The following is a 20,266-nucleotide window of genomic DNA, read 5'->3' as shown; positions in this document are numbered from 1 at the left end:
CCAGCGCTGGACGCATCGGCACGCTTATCGGATCGTGCCGGGGATGTGTTTTTGCACAGGCGTCGCCCAGCCCGGTAAAATGCTCGGCTGATCCATTCACCACTGGCGGCGAAAGCGCAAGGATTTCCCGAACATGACCGATCTTCGTTTTACCTCGCGGTTCGCCGCTTTGGTTTTGGCCGGCGGCCTCGTCGCCGGTTGCAGTACGTCCTCGCCCACGAAAATCGACTACAAGAGCGATTCGAAGTCGAAGCAAGCGTCTTTGGCGGTGCCGCCCAATTTCCTCGACGAAGCGGCCGATCAGCGTTCTCTGCCGCCTCAGGGCGGCGAAGCCTCGCTCTCCGGGCTTCAGCAGGTGCAAAAGGTTGCGCCGCCCGAGAATGCAGTCATGCCGCCAGTCAAGGGCATGCACATTCAACGCGACGGCACCGAAAGCTGGCTCGTGATCGACAACCGCGCGCCGGACGATGTATGGCCGCGCATCCGTCGCTTCTGGCAAGAGCAGGGCTTTTTGCTGGTCGTCGATCAGCGTGACAAGCACGTGCTCGAAACGGATTGGAACGAAACGCGTGCGCAGATCAACCAAGGGCTCATCCGCAACACGCTTTCCAAAGCAATGGGCAATTCGTACGTCGCGGCCGAGCGCAACAAATTCCGCACGCGTCTCGAGTCCGCGCCGAATGGCGGGACCTACGTCTTCATTAGCCAGAAGGGCATGCGCGAAGCGCTGGACGGCGTCAATAACGACACGACCAAATGGGAAGCCAAGCCTAACGATCCCGCGCTCGAACTCGAATACCTGAAGCGGCTCATGGCGGGGCTCGCGTTGGCCGATGCGCGTGGCGACACGGCCGGCCCCGTCGCGGCAGACATCGCGCCGGAGCCGGCGAGTGCGGCCGCCGCGACGAAGTCCGGCAAACCGGACGCGAACGCGGCAGCCGTCGCAGCTCGCAACGCTGCGATTTCCGCTCAATCGCAAGCCGTCCGAAACGCATCGACGAATGCGCAATACACATCTAGCGAGCTTACGCTCGGCGAACCCTACGACCAGGCGTGGATACGCGTGGGCGTTGCGCTCGATCGTTCGAACTTCACCGTCGACGATCGCGATCGCGATGCGGGGCTTTACTTCGTCAGGTACGTCGATCCAAAGGACAAGAGTTCCGAGGAACAGGGCTTCTGGAGCCAAGTGTTCCACGGGCGCAAGGAGAAGGTCGCGAAGCAATACCGCGTCAATGTGAAGGCCGTGACCGAAAATCAAACGCGTGTCGCTGTCGTCGACGATAAAGGCAACCTGCTGAATACGGTGCCCGCCAAGGAGATCATGTCGCTCCTCGTCGATCAATTGCGCTGAATCGAGCAATTGCAGTTTTAAGCTGCGAAGCAGCGATGAGAACCCGCCGCCTGGCGGGTTTCTTTTTGCGGATTACCGCACGCGCCGTGTTCCCCCATAGCCTCGCATGTCACGTGACGTTACGGCGTAACGTTGCGGTGCTTGCGCTGCTTCTCTTGGCAGATTTCCGGATTTCCTATTCAAATCAATGCGCTGCGCGCGCGATTTGCAATGGCACGCAAACTGCTTTTATCAGCCGGTACGGCAAAAATGCAGGGGGGGGCGAGGCGGGCGCTTCACTTTCACTACTAGTGATCTGCCGAAGCTGTTTGCGAAGCGTTTCGGTGCTTTCGCAATGGCGATGGAAGCAGGCCGAAATCATAGGAAGCGCTGCCTCATACAAGACACGGCTCGCGTCTTGCGCGCGAGCGCCGGTGGCCCCGTCGTCTATCCTCGTAAGACGACGGTTTTACCCGCGTTCCACGGAACGCGGGTACTTTTTTGTGCCGGCCGCTATGGCACAACGGTCAGCGTTTCGATGGCGCCGGACTCGTTAGGACAACGAACGAATGCGACGCGGCTTAGTGGCTCGCCTGCGGCACGTCCAGAATCAAGATGATGGTCCAATCTGCGTCGCCTTCATGGTGGTACTGGCGTTCGACCACGATGAATGGCTGCTGTTTACCGGCGGGACCGAGGAATAAGACATCCCCTTCCATTGGCAGGCATTCGACCGGCGGCAAAGCGAGATAGGCTTCTTGCGAGCCGCGCGGCATCAACTTTTCGATCTTGCGCGACGCCGCTTCGGTCCATTCGATATCCAACTGGATGTTGCTCATGCTGTCCTCTCCGCATCCTCATGCGCGCGGGTTGTATAACGATCGTAAAACGATTCGGTGCGCGACTTTAGCACACCGGTTGCGGCTCACCGCGGAACAAAAAAGAAAGCCGAAGCCGGCAAACCGGCTTCGGCTCGTCATGCACCGGCGGCCTGCCGCCGCACGTGCTTCGCGGTTATTGGCTGGCGCCGCTGGCGGGCGCCGCGGCTGACGCGCCTGCGGCTTTATGCTTCATGGCGTGCTTTTTCATCATCTTGTGGTGAGGCGTCTTCTTCATCGGCATGGCCTCGTGCGACGGCATCGATTCCTGTTGCTGCTGCAACATTTGAGCGCGTTGCTCCACATCGGCCGCTTTGGCGGGATCGGTGCTCATTGTCACGCCTTCCGATTGCGCATATGCGGCGCCGGCCAGCATCGACAAGGAAACCAAGACAGTCAGGGACGCTTTCTTCATTATTGCCTCCGTGCGAAAAATGGATAGGTGGTGGTCCAGATGCTTGCCCGTCCGGCTGGACATTGCAAATTCTAGCCAGCATAAGCCCAAGTACGAGATTCGTGTGGAGCAAATGCGACGATTCGTTACGTCTCGTTACATGTCGGGATTCGCTCCATCAAAACCAGCCCAACGCGCAATAGACGCGGAACTGGACCATACCGATCAGTTCATGCGCCGCGATGTTGGCGGCGACGAGGTTCGACCAACGCGGCAAAAGCCCGCGCTTGGCGATTCGCCCACCCGCCGCTACCGGCTCGGGCTCGAGCGCGAATCGATGAAAATCCAAGAGCGCCCGCCGCATATGGTAAGCCGACGTCACGAGCATCAACGAATCGTAATGATCATTGCGCAAAATACGTGCGACATGTTTGGCGTTCTCATAAGTCGTGCGGCTCGTGTTTTCGAGCACGAGGTCTTCACGCGCGACATTCGCGCGCAATAGATATGGCGCATAGTTGTCGGCCTCCGCAGCCGAATGGCCCTGCGGGTTGCCGCCGCTCATGATGACTTGGCATCGCTTTGCTCGCTGCTTGCATTGGCTGTACAGCGAAGCGGCCGTGGCGATGCGTCGTAGCGCATCGGCTTTCGGCACTAGGGTGCCGTGCTGGTCGTATCGGGTGCCGTCACCGAGCACGACGATGATGGAGCGTTCGCCGAAGCGCAGTGGTCCAGCAGGCGCGACATCGTGCTGGACCGCTGCGAGCAACGGGGCCGTCAACCACCCCGCCGAAAGGAGCCAAAACAGCGCGGCGGCCGCGACGGCAATCGCCTTGCGTGCGCGGCGCCACAGCACGAAAACTGCCGAAAAAAGCACGAATAAAGTGAATATGATCAATTGAGATGGGGTAACGTATCGTTTCGGGGATCGCATCGCTCTTAGCTGGCGATGCATTCAAAAAATGGGACCATGGGCGGGGCGCCTATTTCCACGCGCGACAAATCGCCCGATTATAGGCAGTACCCACGACACGATGGCGCCGGGTACACCCGGATGCCGCTCCGGCTCGGCGGCTCGGCGCTGACCGCGCCGGCTGCCGTACGGCAAGCGCCGTCACAATGACGGCGGCACTTTAAGAAAGAGTCGAGATGACCACGTATTCCAACGAAGCGGTGCTCGAAGCGCTCAGGCGAGTGCAATATCGTCAGGTTCCGTGGGCCAAGCGCCCGGGAGTATTCGAATATCTGCGCGGGCTCGGCTTGATGGAGACGGTTCGCCAGCGCACGGTGGCACCTGGGGCCGGCTTCCATGCGCCTGTCGATATCGCCGTTCTCACCGACAAAGGCCGCGCCGAATTCAATCGCCTCGCGCGTGACGAGCGGATGCTCGCCTGGACTACCTCGCGCCTGAACGAATACTCCCCCAGCGAAGCGCCCGCCGCAGTCGATTTGAGGCAGTAGCGGCGCTGTTTCGACAGTCGCTGCAGCGGCTTCATCGCCAAGGCAGTTCAAAAAAAACCCGTATCGCGAGGATACGGGTACCGGATATTTCTGCTGCCACGCAGTGCTCATGGCATTTACTCCGACTAGCTGCGCGGCTAGTGGTTCCCTTTATTTGGTTGGAATGCGAATGGATTGAGTCGCGCGCTACGCGCGGATCAGCGGGGAGGGGGGGGATGCGGGTGGGTGGCGCTGTCGTTCCAGCGTGCGTTGTTTTCGATGTCGCCGCGCAGGTTGCCGCGCGGCGCCGATGCTTCTGACGGTGCACTCGGCGGTGGGGCGCGCCAGCCTGCCGGCAACTCCGGCGCGCGCGGCGGCGCATGCGGAGGCTGGGCGCGAGCGAGCGCGGCGCAGACGAGCACGGCGCTGCACACGACCCAACGCGTTGCAAAATTCGCAGCCTTCATTCGATGAACTCCCGGCACGGCCAGCCGGCGGCATGTGCGTATTGCCACACGATAGGCGCGCGAACGAAAGGACGCTGTAAATTTTAGTAAATGGATGTTTCGGAATGGGGAAAGCGCAATGCGCTAGCGCGTCGGGTTCACGAATGAAACGCGCTCAGAAGCAGGCTTACTGCCGGCGTGCAATGCCGCGCATGCGGCGGCTTTGCCGTTTAACGAACACCTTGCGCGCGGCGAGATGCACGTGGTTCGCGCGAGCATCGCCTAGACGCTCGCGCCATTGCGACACCGGTCAGGGCGACCGGCTCGCGCCAACCGTTACGCCATCTTGGCCGGTGCGCGCCACGACTCCGGGTTGGTCCAGAATGCGCCGCGCAACCGGTCTTGGGTTCGCGGTGCGGGCGGCTTGATCGTGCTCGTGCCGATACGTCCTCGCAGCGAGATCTGCCGGCCGCAGGCGCCCAGACGTTTGACGATCTCGACCAGTGTGCCGTCCGCTTGCCATTCATCGAAACGACGCCGGCATGTCGGCGGCGACGGATAGCGGCCTGGCAGCTTCGACCAGCCTTCGCCCGTCGAAAGCACCCACAGCACGGCATTGACGACGGCGCGCGCCTCGACGCGCGGGCGTCCGCGTCGCTCGCTCCGTGCGGGCTCCGCACCGAACAGCGTTTCGACCAGCGCCCACTCGTTATCTCTTAAATCGTCGAACACCATATGTCCTCACCTCTGCGAAACTGACTCCGGTGCGCTGCCCCGTGCCGCGCACTCTTAAGACACCCGGTTCGAGTGTCGAGCGAGCCGGTTGGCGCCGCGAACGGATCATCGAATCGCGCCACGCCCCCCGCAGCGCCGAGCAAATGCATGAAGCGTGCCATCTGCGTGGCGTATGCTTGCCAGCCCCGCCGCACCGGGCTTGCGGGGCCGTTAGCTAGGGGCGTATGAGACGCCAAAACGCCTGGGCCGGAAATCAGGGCAATCACCAATCTTGTGCAGCTTCGCGCCCGACATGTGCGCGCTTGCTCACTTATTGCGGTGCGATAAACGAGTGGCGCATCCGCTGACTTGCGAATGCGCAATCGCCTTGCGGCGGGGGGCATGCGGTTGCCGAGACGACTTTGCGACCGCAGCAAGCATTGCAATTCGTTTAGCGTGGGAACGTCTTGCAGGCATGCCCATTATTTGGCAAGACGCTGCGCTTTACGTCGCGGGCCGGGTTTCGTTTCGTTGTTTACGGCCTCCGGCTTTTTGCGTAAGATGGCGTTCAGTCACGCGGCGCCTTCTCCGGAAAACCGCTGCTTTGTCCGGCTGGGCTTGGCTCGATAGCTGTTTCGAATCGCCACCCCCCGGTCCGTGCTCCCATCAATATGACCGATCAGAATCGGGCGAGCGCGTCTTCAGTTCCATATCGTCTGTTTGATCCGGTTCGTTGACCACAGGGTCTGACCTAGCTGCATGAATACCCAAGAGGCGAAAATCGTCCTCGAGACTGCTTTGATTTGCGCACAAGAACCGCTCAAGGTCGGAGACTTGCGTAAGCTTTTCGCCGACGGCGTATCGGCGGATACAGTCCGTGCGTTACTTGAGGATCTGAAAAACGAATGGTCGGGGCGGGGCGTCGAGCTCGTCGCACTGGCGACCGGCTGGCGCTTTCAGAGCAGGCCGGCTATGCGCGCTTACCTCGACCGGCTGCATCCTGAAAAGCCGCCGAAGTACTCGCGTGCGGTACTGGAAACGCTTGCGATCATTGCTTATCGCCAACCGGTCACGCGCGGCGATATCGAAGAAATTCGCGGCGTCACCGTCAACACGCAAGTGATCAAGCAACTCGAGGATCGTAGTTGGGTCGAGGTGATCGGCCATCGCGATGTGCCGGGGCGGCCAGCCTTGTATGCGACCACGAAGCAGTTCCTCGACGATCTCGGTTTGAAAGCGCTCGACGAGTTGCCGCCGCTCGAGGATCCCTCCGCCCAGAACGCGGCAGATCTGCTCGCGCAGCACGCCATCGAATTCCCGGATGACGCAGCGTTGGGCGATGGTGCGGCGCCGATCGTCGGCGAGCCCGAACCCGAACATGGCGGCGCGAGTGCGTCGTCCGACGCGCAGGCAAACGTTGCCATGCCTGTCGAAGGCGGCACGATTCATGCCGCGAACGCCGATCGCGACGGGGCGCCTGCCTCGGACGAAATTGCGTCGAACGAGATCGACATCGAGCGGCAAGAGCATGAGCCGGACGACGGCGCCATGTCCGCCGACGATCGGCGCTCGATGAAAGCGCTGCACGAGCACTCCGCGCATCGTGACGAACCCGCCGATGATGCGGACACATTCACCGACGACGAACCCGCGTCGCGAAGAGCCTGACGTAACCGAACGCACGTAGTGCCCGCAATGGGCGCGCGCGATAGACATTTGAGGTTGTTTTGACAAATACCCACGACACCGATTTGTCCGCACCCGGGCATGCCGTACAAGCCGCGGGCCGCGACGAGGCACCGTCCCCGCAGCCGGCGGGCGCATCCGAACCGGGCGCGCCTGTCGAGCAGGGGAGCGACCAAGAGCGCCCGCGCCGCGGTTTGCGACGCGGTCCGCGCAGTCTGATTGCGCGGCGGCGCGCTGCCGCCAAGACCAAGGGCGACGCCGGCGCGCCGGCGCAGCCCGGCGCGGAAGGCGGCGAGGACGAAGTCGCATCCGCCACAGCCGCTTCAGCGCAAGAGAGCGCGCCTCCTGGGGCACGCGCGCCGCGCAAAGGCGCACCGAAGACGGGTCGCAAGCCCACTGCCAATCGCCGCGAAGCGGCGGGCGGCGAGGACAAGGACAAGCCGAGCAAGCGTGGCGAGCCGCCCGCTGTCGGGCAGGAAGATCTGTTCGCGTACGTGACCTCGCCGGCCTTCGACGCAGACAACGGAGCGACCGACGGCGCGCACGCGCCCATGGTGCGGCGCGGGCGGGCCGCACCGCAAAAGCGCGTGCTGGCGCCGGACGACGACGCGCCGAAGTTGCACAAGGTCTTGGCCGAAGCGGGAATGGGCTCGCGTCGCGAGATGGAAGAACTCATCGTGGCCGGGCGCGTATCGGTGAACGGCGAGCCGGCCCACATCGGCCAGCGCATCATGCCGACCGATCAGGTGCGGATCAACGGCAAACCCGTCAAGCGCCGCGTGCAGACCAAGCCGCCGCGCGTGCTGCTCTATCACAAGCCCACCGGCGAGATCGTCAGCCATGCCGATCCGGAAGGTCGTCCGTCGGTCTTCGACAAGCTGCCGCCCATGAAAACGGCCAAGTGGCTTGCCGTGGGCCGCCTCGACTTCAACACCGAAGGTTTGCTGATGTTGACGACGTCCGGCGATTTGGCGAACCGCTTCATGCATCCGCGCTACAGCGTGGAGCGCGAATACGCGGTTCGCGTCGTGGGCGAGTTGTCCGAGGCCTCGCGGCAAAAGCTGCTGCACGGCGTGGAACTCGAAGACGGGCCAGCCAATTTCCTGCGCATTCGCGACGGCGGCGGCGAGGGCACGAATCATTGGTACCACGTCGCGCTGGCGGAAGGGCGCAATCGCGAAGTGCGGCGCATGTTCGAAGCCGTCGGGCTCATGGTGAGCCGGCTCATTCGCACCCGTCACGGCCCGATCTCGCTTCCGCGCGGTCTGCGGCGTGGCCGTTGGGAGGAGCTCGAGGACAGCCAGGTGCGAAGTCTGATGGCGGCTGTCGGCCTGAAGGCGCCGGTCGAGGACAAGGGCGCGCGGCGCCAAGGGCAGGAGCGGCGTCAACCCGATCCGATGGAGACGTCGATGGGCTTCATCAGCCGCGAGCCGGTACTGACGGCGCATGGGCGCTTCGATCAGCCCGGGCGCGGCCAAGGGCGCCGCGGCGCCGGTGGTTTCGGCGGAGCCGGCCTGGGCGGGTTCGGCGATAGCGCGGGCGGAGGCTTCGGCAATCGGGGCGGCGCCAACCGCGGTGGCGGGCAAAAGGGCCGGCCATCGCGCGGCGAGGTGGACGGCAACCGCGCACCGTCGGGTGGCGGCAACCGTGCCCCGGCAAGCGGCGGCAAGCGCGCTTTCGGCGGCGGCAATGCCGACGGCAATCGTGGCCCGGGCGGCCCGGGCGGCAACCGCACGGGCGGTGGCAATCGAGCCGGCGGCGGCAACCGCAGCGGCGGCGCAGGCCCGAGGCCTGCCGGGCCGCGCGGCCGTTCGCGCAGCCGTTGACGCATTGCTCCAGCATGCCGCGCGAGGGCCCTGTGCAGCCGGGGCTTCGCGCGGTCGCACGCGCGCGTGTGCGGATCGCGCCGATGCGTTTTCCGGTGCGGAACCGGCGCCTTATTCGAAACGCGCGCTAATTGCGGCGCCATCGCGAGCCGGAGCAGCGCAATTGGCTGCTCTACTTTGCAACGCGCGACGAAAAATGCTAAACTCACAAAGTCGCTGGGCGTGCGGCTTTCTGTGCGGCTCAGATGCGACCACCGCGGTGAAGAAGATGATGGGCGTGAAGCCCATTTTTTTTTGGCGGTAACGGTTCGGCATCTCCGCAAGCTATACCTTTTCGCGCGCCGGCATGGCGCGGCGCGCGGCCCGTTGGGTGCTTGTGCGTCCGCGCGAACACCTTAGAGGGTACTGTGCAACTGACGGAACTGATAGAAACCACGGTCTCTGGCATGGGCTATGAGCTCGTGGACCTCGAGCGCACCGGGCGCGGCATGTTGTGTGTTTATATCGACCAGCCCGCCGGTATTGCGATCGAGGATTGCGAAAAAGTCACGCGTCAGCTCCAGCACGTTCTGACGGTTGAGAACATCGACTACGAACGGCTCGAAGTGTCGTCGCCGGGACTGGATCGCCCGCTCAAGAAGTTGGCGGATTTCTTGCGCTTCGCGGGCAGCGAAGCGGTCGTGACATTGAAAAAACCGTTGAACGGACGCAAGACGTACCGGGGCATCCTGCATGCGCCGAACGGGGAAACGGTCGGTTTGGAATTCGAAGGGAAGGAGGGCGCCGCGATGCTCGATTTCACGCTCGCGGACATGGACCGAGCACGCCTTGTCCCGCAGGTTGACTTTAGGAGCCGCAAACAATGAGTCGCGAAGTACTGATGCTGGTCGATGCGCTGGCGCGCGAAAAAAACGTCAATAAAGATGTCGTGTTCGCTGCGCTCGAAGCCGCTCTTGCGTCGGCCACCAAGAAGCTCTTCGAAGAAGACGTGGACATTCGCGTGCACATCGATCGGGAATCGGGCGAGCACGAAACGTATCGGCGCTGGCGCGTCGTGCCGGACGAAGCCGGTTTGCAAGAGCCGGATCAGGAAATTCTGCTGTTCGAAGCGCGCGAGCAAAAGCCCGATATCGAAATCGACGAATACATCGAAGAGCCGATTCCGTCGATCGAGTTCGGTCGCATTGGCGCGCAAGCGGCCAAGCAGGTGATCTTGCAGAAGGTGCGCGACGCCGAGCGCGAGCAGATCCTGAACGATTTCCTCGAGCGCGGCGAAAAGATCATGACGGGCGCGGTCAAGCGTCTCGATAAGGGCAATTTCATCGTCGAATCGGGGCGCGTCGAAGCGCTGCTGCGTCGCGACCAACTGATTCCGAAGGAAAATCTGCGCGTGGGCGACCGCGTGCGCGCCTACATCGCCAAAGTCGATCGCACGGCCCGTGGGCCGCAGATCGAGCTTTCGCGCACGGCGCCCGAGTTCCTGATGAAGCTGTTCGAAATGGAAGTGCCCGAGATCGAGCAGGGCCTGCTCGAAATCAAGGCGGCGGCTCGCGACCCGGGCGTGCGTGCGAAAATCGGGGTCGTGGCGTACGACAAGCGGATCGACCCGATCGGCACCTGCGTCGGCATCCGCGGCTCGCGCGTGCAGGCGGTGCGCAACGAGCTCGGTGGCGAGAACGTCGACATCGTGCTATGGTCCGAGGATCCCGCCCAGTTCGTGATCGGCGCCCTCGCGCCGGCCGCCGTTCAGTCGATCGTCGTCGATGAAGAGAAGCACGCGATGGACGTCGTCGTGGACGAAAACGAGCTTGCGGTCGCTATCGGCCGCAGCGGCCAAAACGTGCGTCTGGCCAGCGAATTGACCGGCTGGCAGATCAACATCATGACGCCCGACGAGTCGGCGCAGAAGCAGAACCAGGAGCGCGGCGTTTTGCGGGACTTGTTCATGGCGCGACTCGACGTCGATGAAGAAGTCGCCGACATCCTCATCGACGAAGGCTTCACGAGCCTCGAAGAGATCGCCTACGTGCCGCTCAACGAGATGCTCGAAATCGAGGCGTTCGACGAAGACACCGTCCATGAGTTGCGCAATCGCTCGCGCGACGCATTGCTGACGATGGCGATCGCGAACGAGGAGAAGGTCGAGGGCGTTGCGCTCGATCTGAAGAGCCTCGAGGGAATGGATGCCGACTTGCTCGCGAAGCTGGCCGAGCACCAAATCCAAACGCGCGACGACCTAGCGGAATTGGCCGTCGACGAATTGGTTGAAATGACCGGAATGGAAGAGGATGCCGCTAAGGCGTTGATCATGAAAGCACGTGAACATTGGTTCCAGTGAGTGAATGACCATGGCGCACTGATTAGACAGCGATCTTGCGATCGCATGACCCGATGCTAACCGCAAGGAATGAGTCCTTGCATTAAGAGGAATGAATGGCGAGTAACAACGTAGCCCAATTTGCCGCGGAACTCAAAATGCCAGCCGGAGTGCTGCTCGAGCAGCTTCAGGCGGCGGGTGTCCAGAAAGCGAGTGAGGACGATGCTTTGTCCGAATCGGACAAGGCGCGTCTGCTCGACCACTTGCGTAAGTCGCACGGCTCGGCCGATACCGATAAGCGCAAGATCACGCTGACTCGCCGGCACACGTCGGAGATCAAGCAATCCGACGCGACGGGCAAGGCTCGCACCATTCAGGTCGAAGTTCGCAAGAAACGTGTGTTCGTGAAGCGCGACGAGGCAACCGAAGGCGCCGCCGAAGCGGCCGCCGAAGCCGCACCGGCCGCCGACGAGAGCGCCGAACTGCAGCGTCGCGAGGAAGAAGCGCGACGCGAGGCGGAGCTGCTCGAGAAGCAAGCGCAAGAATTGCGCGAGCGCCAAGAGCGGCTCGAGCGCGAGGAAGCGGAGCGCCAGGCGCGCGAACGCGCGGCCGAAGCCGAGCGTCTGCGGGCCGAGCAAGAGGCGGCGAGCAAGCATGCCGAAACTGCGGCTCGCGTCGAAGCGGAGCGCACGGCCGTCGAGGACGAGCGTGCGGCCGCCGAGCGCGCCGCCCAACGCGAAGCGGCCAAGAAGGCCGAGGATGCGGCGCGCGAAGCAGCTGAAAAGGCACGCGCCGAGCAAGAAGAGATTCGCAAGCGTCGCGAAGCGGCCGAGGCCGAGGCGCGCGCCATCCGCGAGATGATGAACACGCCGCGCAAGGCGCAGGTGAAGGCCCCCGAGCCCGCGCCCGTCGCGAAGCCGGCCGAGGTTGCGAAGGCTGCCGAAGCGAAGGGCACCCTGCACAAGCCCGTGCGCCCGGCGGGCGAAGCGCCGCGTCCCGCAGCCGCGCGCAAGACCACGCCCGGAACGACCACGCCGGCGACCACTCAGCCTTCCACGGCCCCGGGTGCGGATAAGAAGAAGCAAGCCGGCAAGGGCGGTTGGCAGGATGACGCCGCGAAGCGCCGCGGGATCAAGACGCGCGGCGATTCGAGCGGCGGCGTGGACCGCGGTTGGCGCGGCGGCCCGAAGGGGCGCGGCAAGCATCAGGATGCCGCCACGTCGTTCCAAGCGCCCATCGAGCCGATCGTGCGCGAAGTGCATGTGCCCGAGACGATCACCGTGGCCGACCTCGCCCACAAGATGTCCGTGAAGGCGTCGGAAGTCATCAAGGTGATGATGAAGCTCGGCCAGATGGTCACGATCAACCAGATGCTCGATCAGGAAACGGCGATGATCGTCGTCGAGGAGCTCGGTCACCGTGCGGTCGCCGCCAAGCTCGACGATCCCGAAGCGTTGCTCGTCGAAGGCGAGGCGACCGATGCCGAGCAAATGCCGCGTCCTCCGGTCGTGACCGTCATGGGTCACGTCGACCACGGCAAGACCTCGCTGCTCGACTACATTCGCCGCGCGAAGGTTGCGGCCGGCGAAGCGGGCGGTATCACGCAGCATATCGGCGCCTACCACGTCGAGACGCCGCGCGGCGTCATCACGTTCCTCGATACGCCGGGCCACGAGGCCTTCACGGCCATGCGGGCCCGCGGCGCGAAAGCCACGGACATCGTCATTCTCGTGGTGGCCGCGGACGACGGCGTGATGCCGCAAACGAAGGAAGCGATCGCCCACGCGAAAGCGGGCGGCGTGCCCATCGTCGTGGCGATCAACAAGATCGATAAGCCGGAAGCGAATCCCGAGCGCGTGAAGCAAGAACTGGTGACCGAAGGCGTGGTGCCGGAAGAGTACGGCGGCGATTCGCCGTTCGTCCCGGTGTCGGCCAAGACGGGCGCGGGGATCGACGATCTGCTCGAGAACGTGCTGCTGCAAGCGGAAGTGCTGGAGTTGAAGGCGCCCGTGGCGGCGCCGGCGAAGGGTCTCGTGATCGAAGCGAAGCTCGACAAGGGTAAGGGTCCGGTGGCAACGATTCTCGTCCAGTCCGGCACGCTTTCGCGCGGCGACGTCGTGCTTGCCGGTAGCGCCTATGGCCGCGTGCGTGCAATGCTGGACGAAACCGGTAAGGCAACGAAGGAAGCGGGCCCCTCGATTCCGGTCGAGATCCAGGGCTTGTCCGAAGTGCCCGGTGCGGGTGAGGAAGTCATCGTGCTGCCAGACGAGCGCAAAGCGCGTGAAATCGCGTTGTTCCGTCAGGGCAAGTTCCGCGACGTCAAGCTCGCGAAGCAGCAAGCGGCGAAGCTCGAAAGCATGCTGGAACAAATGGGCGAAGGCGAAGTCCAGTCGCTCCCGCTCATCGTCAAGGCCGACGTGCAAGGTTCGCAGGAAGCGTTGGTACAGGCGCTGCAAAAGCTTTCGACCGACGAAGTGCGCGTTCAGATCGTGCATGGCGCCGTCGGCGGCATCAGCGAGTCGGACGTCAACTTGGCAACGGCCTCGAAGGCCGTCATCATCGGCTTCAATACGCGTGCGGATGCACAGGCGCGCAAACTGGCCGAGACGAACGGCATCGACATCCGCTACTACAACATCATCTATGACGCCGTGGATGAGGTGAAGGCGGCGATGTCGGGCATGCTCGCGCCCGAAAAGCGCGAGATCGTCACGGGCATGGTCGAAGTGCGCCAGGTCTTCAAGGTTCCGAAGATCGGCGCGGTGGCCGGCTGTATGGTCACCGACGGTGTGGTCAAGCGCTCGTCGTCGGTGCGCGTGCTGCGCAACAACGTCGTCATCTTTACGGGCGAGCTCGATTCGCTCAAGCGCTTCAAGGACGACGTGAAGGAAGTGAAGCAAGGCTTCGAGTGCGGTATGTCGATCAAGAACTTCAACGATATCGTCGAAGGCGATCAGTTCGAAGTATTCGAAGTCACGGAAGTCGCGCGTACGCTCTAAAACGCGAGCGCGCGGCTCGGGGCGGAGCGGGCGGCAAGCCTGCTCCGCCCCGTTGTTTTTGTGGCGGCCCATCGGCGCGCGCGTGCATGGCACGTTCGCTCGTGCGATGCGCCCCGGGCCGCATGCAGGCGCGGCCTCACCGCTAGGCGGGTTCATCATGTCGAAGAAACGCAGTTCTCCCAATCGAAACGTCCAGATCGCCGATCAAATTCAGCGCGATCTGTCCGAACTCATCATGCGCGAAGTGAAAGATCCCCGTATTGGGCTCGTCACGATTCAAAGCGTCGAGCTCACGCCCGACTACGCGCACGCCAAGGTCTATTTCACGACGCTGACGGGCGATGCGCAGGTCACGCAGGCGGCGCTCAATCACGCCGCCGGTCACCTGCATAATTTGCTATTCAAGCGCCTGCACATTCATACCGTGCCGACACTGCATTTCCACTACGACAAATCGATCGAGAAGGGCGTGGAAATGTCGCGCCTGATCGACGAAGCGAACGCCACGCGCGCGAAAGAAGATTGACCGCAAACGGTCGAGCGCTCGGTCGCGCCTGGCTCCCTGCTCTTTAAGTGATTCGTTGATGAAACAACCCCAACGTCCTCGTGTGCCGCGTCGCGCGCTCGACGGCGTCTTACTGCTCGATAAAGGTATCGGCCTCTCGAGCAACGACGCCCTGGTTCGGGCGAAGCGCCTTTTCCTCGCGCAGAAGGCTGGGCATACGGGCACGCTCGACCCGCTTGCATCGGGTCTGTTGCCGCTTTGCTTTGGCGAAGCGACCAAGTTCTCGCAGGATTTGCTCGAAGCCGATAAGACCTATGAGGCGACGATGCGCTTGGGTATCCGCACGAGTACGGGAGACGCGGAAGGCGAAGTTGTGGAAACACGCGCCGTACAAGCCGCCGCGGTAGACATCGAAGCGGCGCTCGCGGCTTTTCGCGGGCCGATCTTGCAGGTGCCCCCCATGTATTCGGCGCTCAAGCGAGACGGCAAGCCGCTTTACGAATATGCGCGCGCCGGCGAAGTCGTCGAGCGAGCAGCCCGAGCGGTGACCATCCACGCGCTGGATCTGCTCGCAATGGCATTGCCTGACGTCACGTTTCGTGTCACTTGCAGCAAGGGCACGTATGTGCGAACGCTTGCCGAGGATATCGGCGCGGCGTTGGGGTGCGGTGCGCATCTCGTTGCGTTGCGGCGCACGGGCGTGGGCGCGCTTACGCTCGAGCATGCCGTGACGCTCGATGCGCTCGAACGGATGGATGAGGCTGCGCGCGATGCCTGCTTGCGTCCGGTCGATGCATTGTTGTCGACGTTCCCGGCGGTGCGGTTGGGCGCGAACGATGCGAGGCGCTTGCTTCAGGGGCAGCGGCTTCGATTGTCCGAGTTGCCGCCGATCCGTGCCGACGAAGGCGCTCGCGGCGATGTAGCCGGCGACGCTCGTGTGCGGGTCTACCGCGACGAAGACGGCGCACTGCTCGGCGTGGCGCGTGCGGCGGACGGGGTGCTTGCCCCGGAACGTTTGATCGTCAGTGCACCGAAGCCGGCATAGCGCCACGGCTGCCGCCGGCGGCAGCCGATGCGCGTTCGTCATCGACCGCATGGATACGAAAAAAGAGCGCTCGGCGGATGCCAGAGCGCTCTTTTTTTTCCTGCTCGCAAGCGAATCAGCGGGGCCGTTACGACGAAAACGACTACGGCGAAGACATGATTCCGGCCTTCAATGCGCAGCCGACGCCGCGGCGCTCGAATCCCCTCCGCCCGCGCGCTCCGGCCGCGTAATCCAAATGAGTCCGATCAGTGCGATGAAGATGACGGCCGAGATATAGAACAAGTCGTTCACTCCGAGCTGGGCCGCCTGTTGCGTCACGAGTCGATCGAACATGCCGTAGCGCTGCGAGGTGTCGAGGCCAAGCGAGCCGAGTTGCGTCATCGATTGTCCGAAGGTGGGATCGAAGACGTTCGCACGCTCTGTCAGTTGGGCGTGGTGAAAGCTCGTGCGGTGATCCCATGCGGTCGTGAAAATCGAGGTGCCGATCCCGCCGCACATGATACGCACGAAATTCGACAGGCCAGACGCCGCCGCAATCCGGTTACCCGGCAGACCCGACAACGTGATCGAGACGAGCGGAATGAAGAAGCCTGCCATCGCGATCCCTTGCACGAGGGTGGGCATCGCGAGCGACCAGGTGTCGACCCCCGTCGTGTAGCGCGAGCGCATCCAAAAACACAGCGCGAACACGACGAACGCCGCCGTGGCGATCTTGCGCGGATCGGTGCGCGGCAAGAACTTGCCCGTCACGGGGGAGAGCAAAATCGCGAAGACCCCGACTGGCGCCATCACCAGGCCCGCGTCGGTTGCCGTGTAACCGATATACGTTTGCAGCCACAGCGGGAGCAGCACGAGATTGCCGAAGTAGAGCCCGTAGCCCACCGATAGGGCGACGGTGCCCCCCGTGAAGTTGCGCTTCTTGAATAGCGACAAATCGACGACGGGATGATCGGCCGTCAATTCCCATACGACGAAAAACGCGAAGCCGATCAGTGCAGTGAGCGCGAGCGCGACGATCGTCGTCGACGAGAACCAATCGAGGTCCTTGCCCTTATCGAGCATCACCTGCAGCGACCCAACCCAAATGACGAGCAAAGCGAGGCCCACCGAATCGATCGGCGCTTTCTTGATCGCGGAGTCGCGCGTGCGGAAGATGGCCCAGGTGGCGAGCGCCGCGACGATCCCAACGGGAATGTTGACGTAGAAAATCCACGGCCACGAGATGTTGTCCGAGATCCACCCGCCCAGAATCGGCCCGGCGACGGGGGCGATCAGCGTCGTCATCGACCACATCGACAACGCCAGAGGCGCTTTGGCGCGCGGGTAGCTCGCAAGCAACAGCGTTTGCGACAGCGGGATCATCGGGCCGGCCACGGCGCCTTGGATCACCCGCGACACGAGCAAAAACGGCAGCGTCGGCGAGAGCCCGCACATCCACGACGAAATCACGAACAGCACGATCGACGCGAGGAACAGTCGCACTTGGCCGAGCCGTTCCGTGAGCCAGCCCGTCAGCGGCACCGAGATCGCATTGGCGACGGCGAAGGATGTGATGACCCACGTGCCCTGATCGGAGGACACGCCCAGATCGCCCGAGATCGTCGGAATCGAAACGTTGGCGATCGACGTATCGAGCACGTTCATGAACACGGCGAGCGACACCGCGATCGTGCCGATCACGAGCTGGGCGCCGGCGAGCGGCGGGTGCGGGACTTGGGGCTGAGCCATTGGGCGAGTGACCTCGGTTCCTTCGTTGTAGTGTCGATGAGCGCTGCGCCGCTTACATCAGCGAGCTGCCGCTCGCGACCTTTGCGGTGCGGGTCGAATGCGAACGCGCGTTGGGCGCGCTCTGCTTTTGCTGTGCGAGCCCCGCATTCGAGCCTGTGTTCGAGCCGGCGTTCTCGGCGATGATGCGAGCGATCTCGGCATCGGCCTCGGCGCCGTACTTGTCGAACACGTTCGTCTGATAGACGGTGTTTTGCGCGGTGCTCAGTTGCGTGCCGTTGTCGTTCTTGACGTCGACGTCCGCTTGCATCGACAGGCCGATGCGCAGCGGGTGCGCGGTGAGCTCCTTCTGATCGAGTTCGATCCGCACGGGCAAGCGCTGCACGACCTTGATCCAGTTGCCGGTCGCGTTTTGCGCGGGCAGCAGCGAGAAGGCGGAGCCGGTGCCGGCCGAAAAGCCCACGACCTTGCCGTGATAGACGACGGACGAGCCGTACACGTCGGCCGTCAGTTCGACGGGTTGGCCGATCCGCATGTGCTTGAGCTGCACTTCCTTGAAGTTGGCGTCCACCCACACCGAGCCGAGCGGCACGATCGCCATCAGCGGCGTGCCCGGGGCGACGCGCTGGCCTACCTGCACCGAGCGTTTGGCGACGTAGCCCGTCACCGGCGCGGGCAGGGTGTTGCGCGCGTTGTTCAGATACGCGTCGCGCACCTTGGCTGCGGCGGCCAGCACATTGGGATGGGTTGCGACCGTGGTATTGGACGTGAGCGCGCGGCTCGAGGCAAGTTGCTGCACGGCGCCATCGAGCGCGGCTTGCGCGGCCTTCACGGTGTCGCGCGCGTGAGAGATTTCTTCTTGCGAGACGGCGCCCGTTTGCGCGATCGTCAGGCGGCGGCGCAGGTCGTCTTGCGCGCGCGACAGATCCGCTTGGCGCTGGGCGATTTGCGCTTGGTACTGATCGTTGTTGACGAACATCCCTCGCACTTGCCGCACAGTCTGCGCGAGATTGGCCTCGGCCTGCTGCAGCGAGACGCGCGCGTCGGCGCCATCGAGCACGACGAGCGGGTCGCCCGCTTTGACCGTCTGGGTATCGTCGGCGTTGACGGCGATGACCGTGCCCGTCACTTGCGGCGTGATTTGCACGACGTTGCCGTTGACGTAGGCATCGTCGGTATCCTCGTGAAAGCGCGCGACGAGAAAGTAGTACAAGCCGTAGGCGATCGCGGCGATGAGAATGACGCCCACGAGCAGCGTCATCAGGCGCTTTCGCTTGCCGTTGTTGCTTTGCGACTGCGCGCTCGCGGCGGATTGTTGAGTGTCGCTCATGGAAATGCTCTCCGTTTCTCGAGTCTCGATCGTTCGAAGCTCAATCGTTGAATCTTGCGTTGTCGTTCAAGGGGCGGTGCGTGCCGTTCAGCCCGCGGACGGCGATGTCGCCGCAACGCCGTTCGGCGCGGGGGCGGCGACGCCTGCCGCTTGTGCATCGAAGCCGCCGCCGAGTGCGCGAATCAGCGCGAACTGCAAATCGCGACGCTTCATCTTCAGGGTGGTCAGCGTTTGCTCGGCCGCGAGCCGGTTGCTGTCCGCCGTCAGCACTTGCAACTGGGGCGAGAGGCCGGCCTTGTAGCGAATCACCGCCAGCCGGTAAGCCTCTGTCGACGCGTCGAGGGCGCGCTGCGCATCGTTCATCTGAGCATCGATCGAGCGAATCGATGAGACTTGCGTCGCGACATCGGACATCGCATTGACGAGCGCTTGGTTGTAGTTCGCCACGTCGAGCTCGAAATCGGCATAGCGCCCCTTCAGTTGCGCGCGCAGCGCACCGGCGTCGAAGATCGGCAGGTGGATTGCCGGCCCGGCTTGGACGGTACGGCTCGCCGCGGTCAGAAAGCGGCTCCAGCCGAATGCGTCGAAGCCGATCGCGGCGGCGAGGTTGATGTCGGGGAAGAACTCCGCTTTCGCTTCCTTCACGTTGGCAAGCGCGGCCTCGATTTGCCAGCGCGCCGCGACGATGTCGGGGCGGCGCGAGACGAGATCGGCCGGCAAGTTCGAGGGCAACGCGACCGCGCCGCCCGGCCCGAGCACGGGCTCGTCGATCGCTAGCCCGCGGTCGGGGCCCTTGCCGAGCAGGGCGGCCAACTGAAAGCGCACCGACTTGATCTGGCCGTCCAAATCGGCGAGCGTGGTCTGGCTGCTCGCAACGTTGCCGAGCGCCGTTTGCTTTTCGACATTGGTGTCGAGCCCGGCGGTGACGCGGCCATTCGTGATCGAGCCGACGTCCTGCCGGTTGCGGATCTCGCGGTGGGCGATATCGCGCAGCGCGTAAAGCTGCGCCAATTGGTTATAGGTCCGCGCGACCGACGCGGCGAGCGTGATGCGCGCCTCCTGCATGTCGGCTTGTGCGGCCTTTTCCTGCGAGACGGAGGCTTTCACGCGCTCGCGGTTCTTGCCCCAAAGATCGAGGTCCCACGAGGCGCTCGCGAGTGCGCTGTGCTCGGTGAACCAGTTGCCGCCGAACGGCGGCGGATAGAGGCCGTTGCCCGAGAGCAGCTCACGCGTGATTGTGTAGCTCCCATTGACCTTGGGGAGCAAATCGGAGCGCGTGCTCTCGATATACGACTGCGCCTTGGCGATGCGCGCTTGCGCTTGAGCGATCGAGGGGCTACCGGCCAAAGCTTCGTCGATGAGCTTGGGCAACTGCGGATCGCCGAACTCGCGCGCCCAGTCCAGCGACGGCCACGCGCCGCCTTCGGCCGGCAGGCTCCGGCTCGACTCGAGCGTGGCCGGGTCGTTGATCGACTTGTCGCTGTGAATGCCCGCGTAATTGGCGCACCCCGCCAGCACGAGCGCGGCGATGGCCGTGGCTATCGCCCCGCGGCGCACCCGGATCGATGCGGGCCGCGACGCTGGCGCACTGCCTTTCGAAGAGAGTGTAATCATGGACTTTGCAACTT

Annotated in this window: 16 protein-coding genes and 1 pseudogene; 9 read left to right on the top strand and 8 right to left on the bottom strand. The window is 63.6% G+C overall.

Annotation, left to right across the window (positions count from 1 at the left end):
* Positions 1–133 precede the first annotated feature (133 nt).
* Positions 134–1,354, top strand: a complete 1,221-nt coding sequence (bamC, locus tag QQS38_RS19610) for an outer membrane protein assembly factor BamC (protein ID WP_479647015.1) — start codon at positions 134–136, stop codon at positions 1,352–1,354.
* Positions 1,355–1,914: 560 nt separating this feature from the next.
* On the opposite strand, the gene QQS38_RS19605 is transcribed toward bamC, so the two are convergent.
* The 3 genes from QQS38_RS19605 to QQS38_RS19595 form a co-directional block, all read right to left on the bottom strand.
* Positions 1,915–2,172 carry a DNA-binding protein gene (locus QQS38_RS19605; protein ID WP_479647014.1) on the bottom strand — a complete coding sequence of 86 codons (258 nt, stop codon included), beginning with the start codon at positions 2,170–2,172 and terminating at the stop codon, positions 1,915–1,917.
* A 175-nt stretch (positions 2,173–2,347) separates the two neighbouring features.
* Complete coding sequence (locus QQS38_RS19600; protein WP_479647013.1) at positions 2,348–2,626, bottom strand: hypothetical protein; 279 nt, start codon at positions 2,624–2,626, stop codon at positions 2,348–2,350.
* Positions 2,627–2,783: 157 nt separating this feature from the next.
* A complete protein-coding gene (locus QQS38_RS19595; RefSeq protein ID WP_479647012.1) occupies positions 2,784–3,503 on the bottom strand; it encodes a YdcF family protein in 720 nt (239 codons plus the stop codon).
* Between the two features lie 251 nt (positions 3,504–3,754).
* Between QQS38_RS19595 and QQS38_RS19590 the strand changes: the two genes are divergently transcribed.
* Positions 3,755–4,066, top strand: coding sequence for a hypothetical protein (locus tag QQS38_RS19590; RefSeq protein ID WP_277426722.1), 312 nt, complete (start codon positions 3,755–3,757; stop codon positions 4,064–4,066).
* Positions 4,067–4,263: 197 nt separating this feature from the next.
* Here the strand turns inward: QQS38_RS19590 and QQS38_RS19585 are convergent, their stop codons facing one another.
* Both QQS38_RS19585 and QQS38_RS19580 read right to left on the bottom strand, forming a co-directional pair.
* Positions 4,264–4,512 carry a hypothetical protein gene (locus QQS38_RS19585; RefSeq protein ID WP_479647011.1) on the bottom strand — a complete coding sequence of 83 codons (249 nt, stop codon included), beginning with the start codon at positions 4,510–4,512 and terminating at the stop codon, positions 4,264–4,266.
* Positions 4,513–4,827: 315 nt separating this feature from the next.
* Entirely contained in the window at positions 4,828–5,226 is a 399-nt protein-coding gene (locus QQS38_RS19580) for a transposase (protein WP_277426724.1), read from the bottom strand.
* A gap of 738 nt (positions 5,227–5,964) precedes the next feature.
* Here QQS38_RS19580 and scpB point away from each other — a divergent pair.
* From scpB to truB, 7 genes and pseudogenes are all read left to right on the top strand, one after another.
* A pseudogene (gene scpB / locus QQS38_RS19575) lies at positions 5,965–6,858 on the top strand (SMC-Scp complex subunit ScpB); the annotation flags it as partial.
* A 74-nt stretch (positions 6,859–6,932) separates the two neighbouring features.
* Entirely contained in the window at positions 6,933–8,717 is a 1,785-nt protein-coding gene (gene rluB, locus QQS38_RS19570) for a 23S rRNA pseudouridine(2605) synthase RluB (RefSeq protein WP_479647010.1), read from the top strand.
* 407 nt (positions 8,718–9,124) lie between these two features.
* Entirely contained in the window at positions 9,125–9,583 is a 459-nt protein-coding gene (rimP, locus tag QQS38_RS19565) for a ribosome maturation factor RimP (RefSeq protein ID WP_325340628.1), read from the top strand.
* Positions 9,580–11,055 carry a transcription termination factor NusA gene (gene nusA / locus QQS38_RS19560; RefSeq protein ID WP_479647009.1) on the top strand — a complete coding sequence of 492 codons (1,476 nt, stop codon included), beginning with the start codon at positions 9,580–9,582 and terminating at the stop codon, positions 11,053–11,055. Before rimP ends, nusA begins: the two co-directional genes overlap by 4 nt.
* A gap of 95 nt (positions 11,056–11,150) precedes the next feature.
* Positions 11,151–14,033 (top strand): translation initiation factor IF-2, encoded by a 2,883-nt coding sequence (gene infB / locus QQS38_RS19555; protein WP_479647008.1) that lies wholly within the window; start codon positions 11,151–11,153, stop codon positions 14,031–14,033.
* 157 nt (positions 14,034–14,190) lie between these two features.
* Positions 14,191–14,559: a 30S ribosome-binding factor RbfA gene (gene rbfA / locus QQS38_RS19550; RefSeq protein WP_479647007.1), complete on the top strand. Its 369-nt coding sequence runs from the start codon at positions 14,191–14,193 to the stop codon at positions 14,557–14,559.
* Positions 14,560–14,617: 58 nt separating this feature from the next.
* Complete coding sequence (gene truB, locus QQS38_RS19545; RefSeq protein ID WP_479647006.1) at positions 14,618–15,583, top strand: tRNA pseudouridine(55) synthase TruB; 966 nt, start codon at positions 14,618–14,620, stop codon at positions 15,581–15,583.
* A 168-nt stretch (positions 15,584–15,751) separates the two neighbouring features.
* On the opposite strand, the gene QQS38_RS19540 is transcribed toward truB, so the two are convergent.
* From QQS38_RS19540 to QQS38_RS19530, 3 genes are all read right to left on the bottom strand, one after another.
* Positions 15,752–17,311 (bottom strand): DHA2 family efflux MFS transporter permease subunit, encoded by a 1,560-nt coding sequence (locus tag QQS38_RS19540; RefSeq protein WP_479647005.1) that lies wholly within the window; start codon positions 17,309–17,311, stop codon positions 15,752–15,754.
* Positions 17,312–17,363: 52 nt separating this feature from the next.
* Entirely contained in the window at positions 17,364–18,638 is a 1,275-nt protein-coding gene (locus QQS38_RS19535) for an EmrA/EmrK family multidrug efflux transporter periplasmic adaptor subunit (protein ID WP_479647004.1), read from the bottom strand.
* Between the two features lie 87 nt (positions 18,639–18,725).
* On the bottom strand, positions 18,726–20,252 hold the full coding sequence (locus QQS38_RS19530) for an efflux transporter outer membrane subunit (RefSeq protein ID WP_479647003.1): 1,527 nt from the start codon (positions 20,250–20,252) through the stop codon (positions 18,726–18,728).
* Positions 20,253–20,266: the final 14 nt, after the last annotated feature.

The sequence above is a fragment of the Trinickia sp. Z7 genome (genome assembly GCF_056498045.1).
Note: the sequence above shows the minus strand (reverse complement) of the source record. Positions and strands in the feature narration are given on the sequence as shown.

Excerpts from the sequence above, each read along its gene's own strand:
- infB (WP_479647008.1), top strand. The coding sequence starts at position 11,151 with ATGGCGAGTAACAACGTAGCCCAATTTGCCGCGGAACTCAAAATGCCA.
- rbfA (WP_479647007.1), top strand. The coding sequence starts at position 14,191 with ATGTCGAAGAAACGCAGTTCTCCCAATCGAAACGTCCAGATCGCCGAT.
- QQS38_RS19585 (WP_479647011.1), bottom strand. The coding sequence starts at position 4,512 with ATGAAGGCTGCGAATTTTGCAACGCGTTGGGTCGTGTGCAGCGCCGTG.
- QQS38_RS19535 (WP_479647004.1), bottom strand. The coding sequence starts at position 18,638 with ATGAGCGACACTCAACAATCCGCCGCGAGCGCGCAGTCGCAAAGCAAC.
- QQS38_RS19600 (WP_479647013.1), bottom strand. The coding sequence starts at position 2,626 with ATGAAGAAAGCGTCCCTGACTGTCTTGGTTTCCTTGTCGATGCTGGCC.
- nusA (WP_479647009.1), top strand. The coding sequence starts at position 9,580 with ATGAGTCGCGAAGTACTGATGCTGGTCGATGCGCTGGCGCGCGAAAAA.
- QQS38_RS19540 (WP_479647005.1), bottom strand. The coding sequence starts at position 17,311 with ATGGCTCAGCCCCAAGTCCCGCACCCGCCGCTCGCCGGCGCCCAGCTC.
- truB (WP_479647006.1), top strand. The coding sequence starts at position 14,618 with ATGAAACAACCCCAACGTCCTCGTGTGCCGCGTCGCGCGCTCGACGGC.
- QQS38_RS19530 (WP_479647003.1), bottom strand. The coding sequence starts at position 20,252 with ATGATTACACTCTCTTCGAAAGGCAGTGCGCCAGCGTCGCGGCCCGCA.
- QQS38_RS19605 (WP_479647014.1), bottom strand. The coding sequence starts at position 2,172 with ATGAGCAACATCCAGTTGGATATCGAATGGACCGAAGCGGCGTCGCGC.
- bamC (WP_479647015.1), top strand. The coding sequence starts at position 134 with ATGACCGATCTTCGTTTTACCTCGCGGTTCGCCGCTTTGGTTTTGGCC.
- QQS38_RS19580 (WP_277426724.1), bottom strand. The coding sequence starts at position 5,226 with ATGGTGTTCGACGATTTAAGAGATAACGAGTGGGCGCTGGTCGAAACG.
- QQS38_RS19590 (WP_277426722.1), top strand. The coding sequence starts at position 3,755 with ATGACCACGTATTCCAACGAAGCGGTGCTCGAAGCGCTCAGGCGAGTG.